Below are 16,483 nucleotides of genomic sequence, written 5' to 3' on the forward strand. Positions count from 1 at the left end.
CAACAGGTCAGACGATCATGCGCCTCGTGACGCTCACCCTCTTGTTAATGCTCACCGGCCCGACCTGGGCAGGGCAAATGGCAATTTCAGCCATGCCCGGCGGTGGCGTGATATTCAAAAAGGTCGAGAGCATTCGTGAGCGCCGCTTCGCCAACCTGGTGGAACAGAAAACCGATTTCAGCTGCGGTGCTGCGGCACTCGCAACCATCCTGCGTCAGGGCTATTGGCTGGACGTCGACGAAGCACACATCATCAAAGGCATGCTGGTCAACGCTGACCAGGACTTGGTACGTACCCAAGGCTTCTCCATGCTGGACATGAAGCGCTACCTCGAAAGCATCGGCATGCGTGCCCGGGGCTACAAGATCGGGCCAGATACCTTGGTCACCGTGAAAATCCCCGTCGTGGTACTGCTGGAAATTCGCGGCTACAAGCACTTCGTGGTCATGCAGCGAGCGGACAAGAACTGGGTCTATATCGGCGATCCGGTGCTGGGGCATAAACGCTATTCGCATGACGACTTCGTCAAGGGCTGGAACGGCATCGTTTTCGCCGTACTCGGTGAAGGCTACGACAAGACCAACATCCTGCTCGACCCACCCACCCCCCTGACGGCGAAAAACAAAATGAATGAGTTCAGGCCCGTGGGTGATGCAGAGCTGATGGACTTCGGTTTTATCCAGAGCGACTTCTTCTAGAAGCGCAATAAGGAGCAGGACGCTCCAGGAGCCAAAGATGAACACCTACCGCTGGCTTACGGTCATGTGCCTGGTAGCCTCAATGCCTGTTTATGCCTCCTCCGGATTTAAACCGATTGAAGTCAAGGATTCGGAATTGGCGGAACTGCGCGGGCGCTATGTGATGCCTGGGCGGATTATCAGCTTTGGCATCGTGATGAGCAGCACCTGGACCAACGCCGTTGGCGACTCGATCACTGGCAAGGCCAGCATGCAGATCGACTCATCCACTATCACCCCCCAATTCTATGTACAAACCACTGGCGGGACGGGCACCGGGACCGGTCAGACCACCGGCACAGGCACCGTGACTGGCGGCGCCGGACTGGGCACCGGCCAGGGCGTGGTTCAAAGCGTGCGCGCTGCGGGCGACGGCAACACGGCGACCAACAACGTCGGCATCAACATCAACGAAAATGGGCTGGCGCCGGCCAATCTTGTGCAGTCAGGGCAAGTGCTGGTGGCCGGCGGTACCGTCACGGGTACCAGTGGAGCTGGCAACGTCAGCGTCTCAGCCACCAATGGCGGCCTGCAAATGGCTATCCAAGCCAATCACAACCAAGGGAATACCGTGCAGCAAATCGGCGGAGGCAATGTGCTACAGGGCACCGTTTTGCAGGGCAACAGCAATTTCGTTAACAACATGACCCAACTGAACGTGGTCATGGGCAGCAACGGTTTGAACAATGGTGTACTGAACTGCAACCTGGACCAACTCAAAGGCCTACGCACCCTTGGTTATTGAACTACGCTGTGCCTCGACACTTGCGCATTAGAAAGGGACGGCTTATTTCATGCATCGATCGCTATCGTTACGTGCCGTAATTTGCTTGAGCACGCTCCTGCCCGCATCCATGTTGTATGCCGCGCCGGATACCGACATCGACACATTGAAAAAGGAATTACTGGAACTCAAGCAACGCTACGAAGTGCAGCAAAAAGCACTGGCGGTGCTGGAACAACGGGTACGCCAGGTTGAAGACCAGCCGGCGGCCCCACCCCCCAAACGCCTGGCCAAATCCCCGGCAGACTTCCAGAAAGGCGGCACCACGGTGGCCGGTAACACGCCCGGCGTCGGTGCAGCTGCCGCCTCGGGCGGTGCAGGCGGCGGCGCCTCGTACGGGCAGTCGCTCAAGGACGACTCGGCCCCGGCACAGAGTGTGAGCAACCTGTACAACGAGGCGAGCGGCTTCTTCGGCGATGGAAAATTCAGTTTTGAAACCGGTGTTACCTATGCTCGTTACGATGCCCGTCAGTTAACCCTCAACGGTTTTCTGGCGCTGGACTCGATCTTCCTGGGCAATATCAACCTGGACCGGATCAAGGCCGACAACTGGACGCTGGACTTAACGGGGCGCTACAACCTCGACAACCGCTGGCAATTCGATGTGAACGTACCGGTGGTTTATCGTGAATCGACTTATCAGTCCGGTGGTGCCAATGGCGGTTCCGGTACGGCGACGTCAGAGGAGTCGGTCAGTCGTGACCCGACGATTGGCGACGTCAACTTCGGCGTGGCCTATAAATTCCTCGACGAAACGGCCAGCCTTCCGGATGCCGTGGTGTCGCTGCGCGTCAAGGCGCCTACCGGTAAAGAACCGTTTGGCATCAAGTTGGTACGTTCACCTAACAATACCAACCTTTACGTGCCGGAAAACCTGCCCACCGGCAACGGCGTCTGGTCGATTACGCCGGGCATCTCCCTGGTCAAGACTTTCGACCCGGCGGTGCTGTTTGGGTCGCTGTCCTACACCCACAACTTCGAAGACTCATTTGACGACATCAGTTCCACAGTCAATGAAAAAGTCGGCGGCAAAGTGCGCCTGGGAGACAGCTTCCAGATCGGCGTTGGCGTGGCCTTTGCGCTCAACGAGAAAATGAGTATGTCGTTTTCGGTCTCCGACTTGATCCAACGCAAGAGCAAGCTAAAGCCCGATGGCGGCGACTGGCAATCGGTGGTTTCCAGCGACGCCAACGCCGGCTACTTCAACGTCGGCATGACGATCGCGGCAACCGACAACCTGACGATCGTGCCGAACCTGGCCATCGGTATGACGGATGATGCGCCGGACTTTACCTTCAGCCTGAAATTCCCGTACTACTTCTAAACAGAACACTGTAGGAGCGAGCTTGCTCGCGAAAAACCCGAGAGCAACGCGGGGCCCCAGAAACCCCGCGTTATCGTTAACGAATTTCGCGAGCACGCTCGCTCCTACAGACAAGGAAAAGCCCCGCAACGATAAGGGTCGTTGCGGGGCTTTTCGGTTTACCCGCCCTAGCGGATCTGGTGTTTGTGCAGCAACCGGTAGAACGTCGGCCGGGAAACTCCCAGCACACGGGCCGCGACACTCAGGTTGTCGCTGTGCCGGTTGAGCACATCGCACAGCGCCTGACGTTCGGCACGGTGTTTGTAATCCTCCAGTGTAGCCATCGGCAGCGCGATTGCCTGCTGGCCTTGCAGTCCCAGATCAACGGCTTCGATTTGCCGCCCTTCAGCCAGTACCAGGCCACGCCGCACGCGGTTCGCCAACTCCCGCACATTGCCCGGCCAACCGTGCTCGCCCATGGCTACCAACGCGTCTTCACTGAAGCTGCGGGGGCGCCGGCCGGTTTCCTGGCTGTAGAAGTGTGAAAAATGGTTGGCCAACATCGCCACGTCACCATGACGCTCGCGCAACGGCGCAGTCACCACTTGCAGGACGTTGAGCCGGTAGTACAAGTCTTCCCGGAAGGTACCCTTTGCAACCGCGGCTTCCAGGTCGACGTGGGTGGCCGCCAATACGCGCACGTCCACCGGAATCGGTTGGCTGCCGCCGACGCGCTCGATCTGTTTTTCCTGGAGAAAACGCAGCAGGTTGGCTTGCAGCTCCATGGGCAAGTCGCCGATTTCATCGAGAAACAACGTACCGCCATGCGCCGCCTCAATCCGCCCGATCTTGCGCTGATGGGCGCCGGTAAAGGCGCCCTTCTCATGCCCAAACAATTCGGACTGGATCAGGTGTTCAGGGATCGCCCCGCAATTGATCGCCACAAACGGCTTGGCGTGGCGCTGGGATTGGCGATGCAGGGTGCGGGCGACCAGCTCCTTGCCGGTGCCGCTGTCGCCACGAATCAACACCGGGGATTCCGTCGGCGCCAACTTGGCCAGCAGTTTGCGCAGTTCGCGAATCGGGCGGCTGTCGCCCAGCAACTCATGTTCAGGCTGGCCGGCAGGCGCGTTGTTGCCCTTGCCCCGCAGGCGCGCCATGCCAAAGGCACGGCCGAGGGTGACCTGCACCCGGGACACATCGAACGGCAAGGTATGGAAGTCGAAGAACCACTCGCAGACAAAATCGCCGACATTCTGCAGGCGCAGCACTTCCTGGTTAAGCACGGCAATCCACTCGGTGCCGCTACGGCTGATCAGTTCCTTGACCGCTTCGGGCCGCTCCAGATGAAACGGCTGCAGGCGCAGCAATCCAACATCGCAGGAGCGCTCACCCACCGACTCGAGGGCACAGCTGTCCACATCCCACCCCGCCGTACGCAAACCCGGTAATAGCCCGTGGCAGTCATCACAGGGATCGACCACAAGCAGACGGCGCGGAGCAGGTGCAACAATCATGACTATTCCTTGGCGTCAAAATCGTTAAAGTTATTTAAAAACAGTTATTTGGAAACCCTGTTGGCAACACTAGCAAGATTTTGACGCGGCCTTTGTACCCATTCGTTATAAGCCGCGCACAAACCTGCCCTTTTCCTCCAGTCGAGTGCGGTCAATTGTCGCGGCATAACTTTCATGAGGCTTTCAACATAGCCCCTTACATGACTTTAATCAGGGAAAGTTAAAAAATCTTCTTCTAACATGTGACCTGTACCCGGTGATCGTGCATCAGTACAAGTAACCAGTCGTTAGGCACGCCCAACCAACGGCTTCACTTGAATGGGCATTTAGAGAGAAGACCCCATGAACGCCCCGCTCCGCATCAACGAAGCTCTTTTGATCGCAGACCGTGCTTTCCAGCCCTTTCAATGTGTGGCCTGGCACGATGGCAACGGCGCCCTGAGCCTGAGCGTCATCGACCGCACCAATACCCGTATCGGTAGCAAGCAGCTGTCTTCCAGCACTTATTCCGACCCGGCACAGCTCGAGGACTTGCTGTTGCAGGCCCGCGCTGAACTCGATAAAGATGGCTATCAGTTGCAATCCTGGGCAATGCCCAAATAACTGAAACTCGCGTGAGGCGGCACCAGAAAGTGTGCCGTTTGACGGCGCAGTATATTGACCCGCACTAACACGAGTGGGTAGTCAGCGATGCAAGTTGCAACTTTGCATAGCTGACTACTTATTAGTGTGGTTGCCAATCAATCGGCCGAGAGAATAAATCGCTCAATGGCTTCCGCCGCACCATCGTCGACATTACTGCCGGTCACGACGCTGGCCTGGCGCTTGACCACTTCTTCGGCCTGGCCCATGGCAATCGACAACCCTGCCACGTGAAACATCGCCGGGTCGTTGCCGCCATCGCCGATGGCGGCGGTCTGTTCCAGTGGCACACCCAGGTGCGCAGCCAGGGTCTTCAAGGCTTCGCCCTTGTTGGCCTTCATGGCGGTCACATCCAGGAACACTGGCTGCGAGCGGGACACCTGAGCCAAACCCTCGACCCTCGGCTGCAACTGCGCTTCCAGTTCGATCAGCAGTTGGGTATTGGTACTGGCCGCAACAATCTTGTCGACCCGATCCAGGAACGGCTCGAAACTCTCCACGACGATTGCCCCATAACCCAGGCCATGTTCCTCGCGAACCGCCATCGGCCCGCCGGGATCGCGACGCAGCCAGTCACCGTCGGCAAACAGCCAGACTTCCACGTCTGGCTGCGGCGTAAACAATGCCAGCGCTACCAGCGCCGCTTCTGCCGGCAAGTGATGCGCCACCAGAATACTGCCGTCGGGATTGACCAGCGTGCCGCCGTTGAAGCCGGCAATCGGTACGTCAATACCGAGTGCTTCGACCTGCTGCATCATGGCCTTGGGTGGTCGCCCGCTGGCCAGGCTGAAAAACACCCCGGCCGCGCGCAAGGCGCGAACCGTATCAATGGTGCGTTGACTGAGGCTGTGATCCGGATGCAGCAACGTGCCGTCCATATCACTCAACACAAAGCGGATGGGTTGACTCGGCAAGTCGCTCATCCGAGGCTGTGCCAGCTACGGCCATCGCGGGCCAAGAGTGCATCGGCTGCCGCCGGACCATCTTCGCCTGCCTTGTAGGCCTGGATGCCGTCATCCTGCTTCCACGCATCGAGGAACGGCTGCACTGCACGCCAGCCGTTTTCGATGTTGTCGGCGCGCTGGAACAAGGTCTGGTCGCCGGTCATGCAGTCGTAGATCAGGGTTTCGTAACCCGTCGACGGCTGCATCTCGAAGAAGTCCTTGTAGGCAAACCCCAGCTCCACATTGGCCATGTCGAGGGTCGGCCCGGGCTTTTTCGCCAGCAGGTCGAACCACATGCCTTCGTTCGGCTGGATCTGGATCTTCAGGTACGTCGGCTTGAGTTCATCGACCTCGGTATCACGGAACTGCGCGTATGGCGCCGGCTTGAAGCAGATGATGATCTCGGTGTCGCGGATGCTCATGCGCTTGCCGGTGCGCAGGTAAAACGGCACGCCGACCCAGCGCCAGTTGTCGATCATCACCTTGAGGGCGACGAAGGTCTCGGTGCTGCTGTCGGGCGCAACGTTGGCCTCTTCGCGGTAACCCGGCAGTTGCTTGCCGGCGACTTCACCGGCGGTGTACTGGCCGCGCACCGAGTTGGCCCGTGCGTCTTCCAGCGACCAGGGCCGTATGGCCCCAATCACCTTGGCCTTCTCGCCCCGCACCGCATCGGCGCCAAAGGCGGCTGGCGGTTCCATGGCGACCATCGCCAGCAACTGAAACAGGTGATTGGGCACCATATCCCGCAGCGTGCCGGTGTGTTCGAAGAAGCTGCCACGGGTTTCCACGCCGACGGTTTCGGCGGCGGTGATTTGCACGTGGTCGATGTAGTGGTTGTTCCAGAACGCCTCGAACAGCACGTTGGAGAAACGGCTGATAAGGATGTTCTGGACGGTTTCCTTGCCCAGGTAATGGTCGATGCGATAGATCTGCTTCTCGCTCATCACTTTGAGCAGGCAGGCGTTCAGCGCTTCGGCAGTGGCGAGGTCCGAGCCAAAAGGCTTTTCGATCACCACCCGGCGGAACGCCTCCGGGGTTTCTTCCAGCAGGCCGGCAGCGCCGAGACGCTGCACCACTTCGGCAAAGAAACGCGGCGCGGTGGCGAGGTAGAACACCGCGTTACCGGTGCCACTGTCAGCGATCTTCTTGGCGATGTCGGCGTAGGTGCCGTCGTCAAGGAAGTCGCCCTCGACGTAGCTGATGCCCTCGGCCAACTGAGCCCACAATTGCGGGTCAAGGGCGTCATCACCCTTGCCCTTGACCTTGCTGGCGGCCTCGGTGCGAATGAAGTCCTCGAGTTTCTTGGCGAAATCGGCGTCGCTGATGGCGTTGTGATCAACGCCCACAATGCGCAAGCCATTGCCCAGCAGCCCATCGCGACTGAGGTTGTACAGCGCCGGCATCAGCAGACGCTTGACCAGGTCACCGTGGGCACCAAACAGAAACAGGGTGGTGGGCGGAGCGGGTTCGGCCTTGGGTTTCTTGCCGTTGGCGGTCATTTTTTGGGAGTCTCCACATGGCCGCCAAAGCCGAAGCGCATGGCAGAAAGCATTTTGTCACCGTAGGTGCTTTGCTGGCGGGAGCGGAAGCGGGCAAACAGCGAGTTGGACAGCACGGGTACCGGTACCGATTGCTCCATGGCGGCTTCGATGGTCCAGCGGCCTTCGCCACTGTCGGCAACCGAGCCGGAATAACCGTCGAGCTTCGGATCGGTGGCCAGGGCGTCGGCGGTCAGGTCCAGTAGCCAGGACGAAACCACACTGCCACGACGCCAGACTTCGGCGATGTCGGCGACGTTAAGATCGAAGCGCTGGTCTTCCGGCAGGCTCTCCGAATTCTTGGTCTTGAGGATGTCGAAACCTTCAGCGAAGGCCTGCATCATCCCGTACTCGATGCCGTTGTGGATCATCTTGACGAAGTGCCCCGAGCCGGCAGGCCCCGCGTGGATATAGCCACGCTCGGCACGGCTGTCAGCTGCAGCAGAACGGTCTTTCGTGCGCGGGATGTTACCGATGCCCGGCGCCAGGCTTTCGAAGATCGGGTCCAGAAGCTTAACGGTCTCGGCGTCGCCGCCGATCATCATGCAGTAGCCGCGCTCCAGGCCCCAGACGCCGCCGGAGGTGCCGACGTCGACATAGTGCAGGCCTTTTTCCGACAGGGCCTTGGCCCGGCGGATGTCATCCTTATAGAAGGTGTTGCCGCCGTCGATGATCACATCACCGTCTTCCAGCAGCTGGCTCAATTCTTCAATGGTGTTTTCGGTCGGGTCGCCTGCCGGCAGCATCACCCAGATCGCCCGGGGCTTCTGCAGCCCGGCCACCAGGCCCGCCAGGTCGGCAACGCCGGTGGCGCCCTCGCCTGCCAAACCTTTTACGAATGCTTCATTGCGGTCGTAAACCACGGTGGTATGCCCATTGAGCATCAGGCGTCGCGCAATGTTGCCACCCATGCGGCCTAGTCCAATAATCCCCAGTTGCATGTGCTGATGCTCCTTACTACGAATAAATGTGTGTCACAGTTTATAGCGCAATGAGGCTAATGAGGGTTAGTCCAGAGCGGATTGGCATAGTTTCATGACAAAAAGTGGCCATCCTTTAGCCTTCAGTGGGGAAAAAGTCACAGCGACCATCAAAAATAAAAAAGTTCCCTTCGCTTAAAAAAGAATTCAGAATTGCGCCGACTGTTGCCGAGAGCCTCGAATCAAGCGCTCTGGCACCGCGATACACCGGCTATTTGCGAGGTAAGCAATGAGCACTGCACACATGACCCGTCCGCCACAGACCCTCTACGTCACCATTCGCCGTGATGAATTGCGCCAGTTGAAAGACGAACGCGACCAATTGCAACAGGAAGTCATGCGCCTGCGTTTGCACTTGCAGGGTCAGCTCAATCAACCGTCCGGCACCCAGCCCGCACTTTGCTGAACGTGAGCTGAACGAACCGTTCAGGAATAACTCACGAAGTTTTCACATCCTCATCCCGATACTCCCGCCGAATAGGGCCGCGCCACGTGCGCAGGCCCTCTGTTGCGCGCGTCCGTGCGCGTCGACACTGAAAAATTATCGGGTTGGAGCGCTGGATGGCGATGTTCAAACGCAGCACTACGTCTGCGAAAGGTTTTGATTGGGCCGGCCTCGGCTGGATGTTCCTGTTTTTCTGGTATTTCTCGGGTATCACCCAACTGCTGATCCAGCTGACCGGCACCTCCGGCTTCAGCGGTTTCCGCCAGGCATTTTTCATGAGCGCCCTGTGGTTGGCGCCGATGCTGCTGTTCCCGCGTCGCGCGCGCCTGGTGGCAGGGTTGATTGGTGTGGTGCTGTGGGCCTGCTCCATGGCCAGCCTGGGTTACTTCTTCATCTACCAGCAGGAATTCTCCCAAAGCGTCATCTTCATCATGTTCGAGTCGAACATCTCTGAAGCCGGCGAGTACGCCACCCAGTACTTTGCCTGGTGGATCGTGCTGGCGTTCATTGCCCACACGGCCATGGCCGTATTCCTGTGGACTCGCGTACGCCCGGTTTACCTGCCGCGTGGCCAAGCCATGCTGGCGGCTGCGGCAATCGTGATTGCCATCGTCGGTTACCCGCTGGTCAAGCAGATCGCCAAGAGCGAGACCATGGAACTGGCCATCGACCGCTTTGAAACCCGCATCGAGCCGGCCGTGCCGTGGCAGATGATCGTCGCCTACCGCCGCTACACCGAACAACTGGACAACATGCAAGGCATGCTGACCAGCGCCAGCAAGATCCCGCCCCTGACCAACCTCAAGGACAGCATGGCCGGCCAGCCGTCGACCCTGGTTCTGGTGATCGGCGAGTCCACCAACCGCCAGCGCATGAGCCTGTATGGCTACCCGCGCAACACCACGCCGGAACTGGACAAGCTGCGGGACCAACTGGCGGTGTTCGACAACGTCATCACCCCGCGCCCCTACACCATCGAAGCGCTGCAACAGGTGCTGACCTTCGCCGACGAAGAAAACCCGGACCTGTACCTCAAGACGCCGTCCATCGTCAGCGTGATGAAGCAGGCCGGCTACAAGACCTTCTGGATCACCAACCAGCAGACCATGACCAAGCGCAACACCATGCTCACGACCTTTTCCGAACAGGCCGACGAGCAGGTGTACCTCAACAACAACCGCAACCAGAACGCCCGCCAGTACGACGGCGACGTACTGGAGCCGTTTGCCAAGGCGATGTCCGACACCGCCGAGCGCAAATTTATCGTGGTGCACCTGCTGGGCACCCACATGAGCTACCAGTACCGCTACCCGCCGACCTTCGACAAGTTCACCGATCGCCAGGGTGTGCCTGCCGGGATCAGCGACGCACAGTTGCCGACCTACAACAGCTACGACAACGCGGTGCTGTACAACGATTTCGTGGTGTCGAGCCTGATCAAGGACTACGCCAAGACTGACCCGAACGGCTTCCTGCTGTACCTCTCCGACCACGGTGAAGACGTATTCGATTCGGCCGGCCACAGCACCCTGGGCCGTAACGAAGGCAAGCCAACGGCGCCGATGTACACCATTCCGTTCATGGCCTACGCGTCGCCCAAGTGGCGTGAAAGTCATGACTGGAGCTTTGGTGGTGATTTGCAGCGGCCCTACAGCAGCTCGCAGTTGATCCATACCTGGGCCGACATGGCGGGGTTGAGTTTTGATGAACTGGACCACAGCAAGAGCCTGGTCAGTGACAGCTTCAAGCCGCGGCCGCTGCTGATTGGCAATCCTTACGAACGCCAGCAAAAGCCCCTGATTGACTTCAGCCTGATCAAGCCGAAGAAAACCGACTCGACTGATGTGGTCATCAAGTAGGTCCCATAACCCGGGTTTCACCTGCGCAATGCGGTGAAACCCGACTTGGCAGCAACACCAAGATAATAATTATTCTCGTTTAGCGCTAAAGTTCCCCGCCTCCTTTCGTCTTTGAGCCAATGGCATTTTTCATAGACGACAAGGAGTTCGCCGCGATGTTCGCGCCTTTTACCCGTTCCATGACCTTGACCCTGGGCCTTTTCAGCGTGGTGCTGAGCCCGGAGCTGCTGGCTGAAAACGATCCTGAAAAGGAATCGCACACGCCGGCCAATGCCCTTGAGCTGGGCAGCACCAGCATCACCGCCGAGGGCCTGGGCGCCAACACCGAACACACTGGTGCCTACACCACAGGCTCGATGAGCACCGCCACCAAGTTGAACCTGTCCATCAAGGAAACGCCGCAGTCGGTCTCGGTGATCACCCGCCAGCAGATGGACGATTTCAATCTCAATACCCTCACCGAAGCCATGCGCCAGACCACTGGCGTGGTGGTGCAACACCTGGACTCCGACCGGGTTGGCTACTCTTCACGCGGCTACGGCATCAGCAACTTCCAGATTGACGGCATGCTCAACACCTTCGGGCGCATGAAGTCGGATGCCGACACCATTATTTACGACCGGATCGAAGTGGTACGCGGCGCCACCGGCCTGACCACCGGTGCAGGCGACCCTTCGGCCACCGTCAACATGGTGCGCAAACGCCCCACCGCCCAGTGGCAGGCAAAGACGGGCATCAGTGGCGGCTCCGATGACAATTACTACAGCTACCTGGATGTTGGCGGCCCCTTGGCGTTTGATGGGCGCCTGCGGGGCCGTACGGTGCTCGCCTACCGTGACACCCAGTCCTATCGCGACAACTACGCGCTGCAACGGGAAGTCGGCTACGGCATCCTCGAAGGCGACCTGACCGACGACACGGTGCTGGCGGTGGGCTTCGATTACCAGAACAAGCACGTGCAGGGTACCGCGTGGGGCACCTTGCCCTACTGGAACAGTGACGGCAGTAAAGCCAAGCTGCCCCGCTCCGCCAACATCGCGGCCAAGTGGAGTTCCTGGCCGCTGAAAGACGAAACCACCTTCGCCACCCTCGACCACCGGCTGGCCGGTGACTGGCATTTGAAGGCTGCCTACACCCACCGCGAAAGCGACACGGACGGCAAGGTCTACTACGGCGGCTCAGGCTTTCCCAATGCCGACCGCAGCGGCATGACGGCCTGGACCAGCCATATGATCGGCACTTCAAAAATGGACGTGGTCGACTTGAACCTGTCCGGCTCCTATTCCCTGTTGGGGCGTGAGCATGAATTGATGGTGGGGTATGGCGAATCCGAGCAGCGCGATGCTTCGCCACACCTGCGCGACGGTCCGGTGCCGAAGAATTACACCAGTATCGACGACTGGAAACACATGGGCGGGATCGGCAAATTCCCCGACTCCAATACCGGCCTCAAGGGCTCGCAAGGCAGCACCCGCCAAAAGGCCGGCTACCTGGCCACCCGCCTGAACCTGACCGAGCGCCTGCATGCCATAGTGGGCAGTCGTTATGGCAGTTGGGAGATCGAGAGCACCACATACGACTACGATAAAGACACCGACCAGTTTCTCGGCACCTCAAAATCCAGCCAGACCCACAACGACATGTTGACGCCCTACGCCGGCCTTCTCTACGACTTGACCCCGGAGTACACCGTCTACGCCAGCTACACCGATATTTTCAACCCGCAAGAGCAGCGTGACGCCGGCAAGCAATACCTGGAGCCGGTGGTGGGCAGCAACTATGAAGTGGGCATCAAGGGCAGCCTGCTGGATGAGCGCCTGAACCTGGCGGCCGCGTATTTCTGGAGCAAGCAGGACAACGTCGCGGAACTGGACAGTTCGACCCCACCGGATCCAGAGACCGGCGAGCAGTTCTACACGTCCGGCGGCAAAGGCAACAAAGTGCAGGGCTTCGAGGTAGAGGTTTCCGGAGAGGTGCGCCCCGACTGGAACCTGACCGCAGGCTACACCTACACCCACTCCCTGAACGGCGACAAGCAGCGCAATAACACCAATCTGCCACTGAACCTGCTGCGGGTGTCCACGGCCTATCGCCTGCCCGGCGAATGGCATGCGCTGACCGTCGGCGGCGCGGTGAATTGGCAGAGTGATTTCTACGACGTTGCCAATCGCCCCGTAGGCAGAGACTCCAGTGGAACGTTGATCAGGGAGCAGACCCGAATCACTCAGCAGGCCTATACAGTGGTCAACCTGATGTCTCGCTATGAGTTCGATGACCACTTGTCGGCGTCACTTAATATCAACAACCTATTTGATAAAAAATATTACGAGCGTGTCGGCTTTTATAACGGCGTGTATTGGGGAGACCCGCGCTCCATCAGCCTTGCACTGGACTGGAAGCTCTGAATTCATCGCTGCGAAAGATTGGAAGTTAACGAAATCGTTAACTTTCGGTCAGCACCAGGTTAACCCTTACTTAATATCATTGGCCCACAGTCTCCCCATCCCGCCGCTGACCACAACGCGCGGAACCCAACACACTTAATGAGACACTGCCATGAAAATTTCGACTGTTATCCTTGCCGGCCTGATGACCATGACCTCCGTAGCAGCCTTCGCAGAAGGCGGTTCAGAGCGTTCGAAGGAGTTCTACAACAACTTCACCTTCGTTCAGGAACAAACTCACGGCGCTGCCCAGCAAACAGCAATGGCTGACGGCAAGACTGCAAAGCCCGCCACTGCCGATCAAACTACCACTACACCTAACACCTGATTTACCCGCGATACCCTGCGCTATTCCGCTCTGATAGCTAAGGTTTATTTGGCGCCACTTGCTGGCGCCTTTTTTGTGTTAATTAAATAAACATTAATTAAAGCGGCTTACTCCAAAACAGCATCCGGCCATGCTCCGGATCAAATACTGCATCTTCGAAACCAAACTTGCGATACGCCGACTGTGCGACGCCATTGCCTTCAAGCACCTCGAGGGTGATCTTGCAGCAGCCGCGCTGGCGAGCGATTTCCTCGACCTTTTGCAACATCTTCTGGCTCAAGCCCAGGCCGCGGAATTTATCCATCACCACCACGTCGTGGACATTGACCAGCGGGCGGCAGGCAAAGGTGGAAAACCCTTCAAAGCAATTCACCAGACCCGCCGGCGTACCGCCGACAAATGCCAGCACACTGAACGCATGAGCACGCTTGGCCAGCTCCGCTGGCAATTGCTGCAAACGGTCGGCCGGCAGGCTTTGGCCACCGCCCATGGGGTCTTCTGCATAATGATTGAGCACCAGGCCAATGGCCTCGGCGTGTACCGGATTGGTGTAGCTGGCTTGCAGCACCAGGATGTCTGGGGTGTCCATTTCCTTCCTCGTTAACGGTGCAACAGGGACTCGGTCCCCGTAAAAGGGCTCGATTGTAAGCGTGGAGTGGGCATTAGATGAAGGAGATTAACTACATTTGCCCGCGTGAAATTACGCCTGGATCGCCGAATCGCGTCAACTGCATCTCCTGCAAACGGCTCAGGGAGCGGCGGAATGGGAACTCCAGGTAACCCTCGGTGTAGAGGCTTTCCAATGGAACCCTGGCCTCAATGTACAGCGGCACCTTGCGGTCGTAGCACTCGTCCACCAAGGCAATGAACCGCCGGACGCTGTCGTCATGCACGGACAGTTCCGGCAACTCGCGATCACCCGCTTCCACTCGTTGGGCGGCGTCTTCCGTACCGCGTGCGATTCGTCCAGGACGCTTTTGCGCGCTGAGGTTGGGGACCTCACCCAACAAAATGGCCTTGAACCGATCACACAACAGCATGAAGTCCATGGCGGCCAGCGGCTGTTCGCACAGATCGGCATAGCGGCACCACAGCACTGTTTCACTGGACTGCACGGCCACGACGGAACGGTACCCGACCGCGACCGGGCCACTGCTCACCGCCTGCCCTTCGCTCAACTGGCGAAATACCCCGGCCAGCGCTTCAGGCTGATCGACCCAGTAACGCTGCAGCGTGGTGCCCGGATGCAGGCGATGATCTTCCCCGCCATCCACCGCAACCACTCGCATATGCTGCTTGATGGCCTCGATCCCCGGCAGGAAGCGATCACGGTTAAAACCATCGGCATACAGTTGATCTGGCGGTTGATTGGAGGTGCAGACCATCACCACGCCTTCCTCGAACATCACCTGGAACAGCCGGCCGAGAATGATCGCGTCACCAATGTCATTGACGAACAGCTCATCAAAACACAGCACCCGCACTTCCCGGCTCAGTTCACGGGCCAAGGCCTGCAAGGGGTCGTGGGTGCCCGTCAGTTGGAACGAGCGCTGGTGCACCCAGCCCATGAAGTGATGGAAATGCTGGCGTCGGGCAGGCACTCGCAAGCTTTGGTAAAACTGGTCCATCAGCCAGGTCTTGCCCCGCCCGACCGGGCCCCACAGGTACACCCCGGTGATGGGCGCATGCCCGTGGTGCAGGGCTTGATGGCAATCTTGCAGGGCTTGCACCGCCTCACGCTGGGCGTCGTCGGGGACGAAACCCTGTTCGGTGATGGCGTGCTGGTAGGCGGCGAGTGGCGAGTCGAAAGTCATGCCCGGCAGTATGCCATGACGGCTACAGGGAAATATCCAATCGGGAAATCTTGCCCTGCTCATTGAGGCGGAAGGTATAACGCAGCTCCAGCGGGCTGCCGGGAAAGCTGCCGGTGATCAGGTTGCTGACCAACACCTTGCCGGTGCGGTGCTGCACATTCAGCACCTGGACCTTGGGCTGGTAGCGGCGCCCGGTGTCTTCCATCCAGCGGGCGATGGCGGCGGTACCGACCTGGTGCTCGCCTTCATCGAACACGTTGGCATCTGCGGCGAAACAGTCGGCCACCAAGGACGTGTCGCCGGTATTCGCGGCGGCAATATAGGTCGCGATCGCCGGGGCCAGTTCGGGGGTGAGTTGAGACATGAGACAGCTCCTTGTTGGTGATTTATGGAGCCATGCTAAAGCAGTGCTGTGTCAGTTCTTGTCAGGAGTGAATGGTCCGGATTCGTTCTGTTCCATCAGCTTGCGCCAGGCCCGCAACCAGTCGCTGCGACGTCCCGGATAACGCTCGCCGTGAAGGCTGGCAGCCGCTACCCGGTCGGTGCGGAAGGTGCGATAAGCCCCGCGCAACTCGCACCACGCAACGATCACCCGCACTTCGTTGAGAAAGCCCAGGGCCAGGGGCCAGATCAGGCGCTGGCTGGCGGTCTGGCTGGCATCGGCATAATCGATGTGCAGTTTGGCCTGGCCGCGAATCGCCTCGCGAAACACATTCAGCGGCACGCGGTTTTCCGGGTAGCCAAATCCTGGCGGGCCGGGCAACAAGGTCGGATTGCGCAAGGCTTCCTGGGCCGCAGGATCAAGCACATCAGCAATCTTCGCCAGGGCATTCGCCGCCGCCTGGCTCAGCACGTCATCACCACGCTGATCGACATACCGCAAGCCGAGCACGATGGCCTCGGTCTCGTCCGCATTGAGCATCAGCGGCGGCAGGAACAGACCCGCACGCAGCACGTAACCCACGCCCGCCTCGCCGAAGATCGGTGCGCCCAAGGCGGTCAATTCGGCGATGTCGCGGTACAGCGTGCGTTCGGATATCTCCAGTTCCGCCGCCAGCACAGCGGCGGTCACCGGGCGTTTTTTGCCCCGCAGGACTTGCAACAAGGTCAGCAGACGAGTGGTACGCGACACGTTTGATCACACTCGG

The 16,483-nt window shown here is 59.1% G+C and carries 16 protein-coding genes; 8 read left to right on the plus strand and 8 right to left on the minus strand.

All coding sequences use genetic code 11. The features are described 5' to 3' along the window. The first annotated feature begins 17 nt into the window (after positions 1-17). From HBJ59_RS22155 to HBJ59_RS22165, 3 genes are read left to right on the plus strand one after another with little or no spacing between them, the layout of a single operon-like run. Positions 18-698 carry a C39 family peptidase gene (locus HBJ59_RS22155; RefSeq protein ID WP_076014838.1) on the plus strand — a complete coding sequence of 227 codons (681 nt, stop codon included), beginning with the start codon at positions 18-20 and terminating at the stop codon, positions 696-698. A 37-nt stretch (positions 699-735) separates the two neighbouring features. Further along, positions 736-1,482 (plus strand): hypothetical protein, encoded by a 747-nt coding sequence (locus HBJ59_RS22160; protein ID WP_167664771.1) that lies wholly within the window; start codon positions 736-738, stop codon positions 1,480-1,482. Between the two features lie 49 nt (positions 1,483-1,531). Then, the gene (locus HBJ59_RS22165; RefSeq protein ID WP_076014840.1) at positions 1,532-2,845 is read left to right on the plus strand and encodes a transporter; all 1,314 of its coding nucleotides are present in this window, start codon (positions 1,532-1,534) and stop codon (positions 2,843-2,845) included. Positions 2,846-3,012: 167 nt separating this feature from the next. Here HBJ59_RS22165 and HBJ59_RS22170 read toward each other — a convergent pair whose 3' ends face one another. Further along, the gene (locus HBJ59_RS22170; protein WP_167664772.1) at positions 3,013-4,341 is read right to left on the minus strand and encodes a sigma-54 dependent transcriptional regulator; all 1,329 of its coding nucleotides are present in this window, start codon (positions 4,339-4,341) and stop codon (positions 3,013-3,015) included. Positions 4,342-4,683: 342 nt separating this feature from the next. Between HBJ59_RS22170 and HBJ59_RS22175 the strand changes: the two genes are divergently transcribed. Beyond that, positions 4,684-4,944: a hypothetical protein gene (locus tag HBJ59_RS22175; protein ID WP_063029505.1), complete on the plus strand. Its 261-nt coding sequence runs from the start codon at positions 4,684-4,686 to the stop codon at positions 4,942-4,944. Between the two features lie 137 nt (positions 4,945-5,081). Here the strand turns inward: HBJ59_RS22175 and HBJ59_RS22180 are convergent, their stop codons facing one another. Genes HBJ59_RS22180 through gnd form a run of 3 tightly spaced genes read right to left on the minus strand, consistent with a single transcriptional unit; the run spans position 5,082 to position 8,430 of the window. Continuing rightward, entirely contained in the window at positions 5,082-5,906 is an 825-nt protein-coding gene (locus HBJ59_RS22180) for an HAD family hydrolase (protein ID WP_076014842.1), read from the minus strand. Beyond that, on the minus strand, positions 5,903-7,426 hold the full coding sequence (zwf, locus tag HBJ59_RS22185; RefSeq protein ID WP_167664773.1) for a glucose-6-phosphate dehydrogenase: 1,524 nt from the start codon (positions 7,424-7,426) through the stop codon (positions 5,903-5,905). The genes HBJ59_RS22180 and zwf overlap by 4 nt, the downstream gene beginning before the upstream one ends. Continuing rightward, positions 7,423-8,430 (minus strand): phosphogluconate dehydrogenase (NAD(+)-dependent, decarboxylating), encoded by a 1,008-nt coding sequence (gnd, locus tag HBJ59_RS22190; RefSeq protein ID WP_318302832.1) that lies wholly within the window; start codon positions 8,428-8,430, stop codon positions 7,423-7,425. Before gnd ends, zwf begins: the two co-directional genes overlap by 4 nt. A gap of 244 nt (positions 8,431-8,674) precedes the next feature. Here gnd and HBJ59_RS22195 point away from each other — a divergent pair, with 244 nt between their 5' ends. From HBJ59_RS22195 to HBJ59_RS22210, 4 genes are all read left to right on the plus strand, one after another. Continuing rightward, on the plus strand, positions 8,675-8,851 hold the full coding sequence (locus HBJ59_RS22195; RefSeq protein ID WP_159442632.1) for a DUF6026 family protein: 177 nt from the start codon (positions 8,675-8,677) through the stop codon (positions 8,849-8,851). Positions 8,852-9,006: 155 nt separating this feature from the next. After that, complete coding sequence (locus HBJ59_RS22200) at positions 9,007-10,749, plus strand: phosphoethanolamine transferase CptA (RefSeq protein ID WP_167664775.1); 1,743 nt, start codon at positions 9,007-9,009, stop codon at positions 10,747-10,749. A 155-nt stretch (positions 10,750-10,904) separates the two neighbouring features. After that, complete coding sequence (locus HBJ59_RS22205; protein ID WP_167664776.1) at positions 10,905-13,154, plus strand: TonB-dependent siderophore receptor; 2,250 nt, start codon at positions 10,905-10,907, stop codon at positions 13,152-13,154. A gap of 151 nt (positions 13,155-13,305) precedes the next feature. Continuing rightward, positions 13,306-13,521 (plus strand): hypothetical protein, encoded by a 216-nt coding sequence (locus HBJ59_RS22210; RefSeq protein ID WP_076014847.1) that lies wholly within the window; start codon positions 13,306-13,308, stop codon positions 13,519-13,521. A 97-nt stretch (positions 13,522-13,618) separates the two neighbouring features. Here the strand turns inward: HBJ59_RS22210 and HBJ59_RS22215 are convergent, their stop codons facing one another. From HBJ59_RS22215 to HBJ59_RS22230, 4 genes are all read right to left on the minus strand, one after another. Further along, positions 13,619-14,110, minus strand: a complete 492-nt coding sequence (locus HBJ59_RS22215) for a GNAT family N-acetyltransferase (RefSeq protein WP_167664777.1) — start codon at positions 14,108-14,110, stop codon at positions 13,619-13,621. Between the two features lie 91 nt (positions 14,111-14,201). Next, positions 14,202-15,335 carry a cell division protein ZapE gene (zapE, locus tag HBJ59_RS22220; protein ID WP_167664778.1) on the minus strand — a complete coding sequence of 378 codons (1,134 nt, stop codon included), beginning with the start codon at positions 15,333-15,335 and terminating at the stop codon, positions 14,202-14,204. A 22-nt stretch (positions 15,336-15,357) separates the two neighbouring features. Continuing rightward, the gene (locus HBJ59_RS22225; RefSeq protein ID WP_076014850.1) at positions 15,358-15,699 is read right to left on the minus strand and encodes a nuclear transport factor 2 family protein; all 342 of its coding nucleotides are present in this window, start codon (positions 15,697-15,699) and stop codon (positions 15,358-15,360) included. Positions 15,700-15,750: 51 nt separating this feature from the next. Continuing rightward, positions 15,751-16,467: a YafY family protein gene (locus tag HBJ59_RS22230; protein ID WP_076014851.1), complete on the minus strand. Its 717-nt coding sequence runs from the start codon at positions 16,465-16,467 to the stop codon at positions 15,751-15,753. Positions 16,468-16,483: the final 16 nt, after the last annotated feature.

The sequence above is a fragment of the Pseudomonas sp. AN3A02 genome, from assembly GCF_011765255.1.
Taxonomy (GTDB): domain Bacteria; phylum Pseudomonadota; class Gammaproteobacteria; order Pseudomonadales; family Pseudomonadaceae; genus Aquipseudomonas.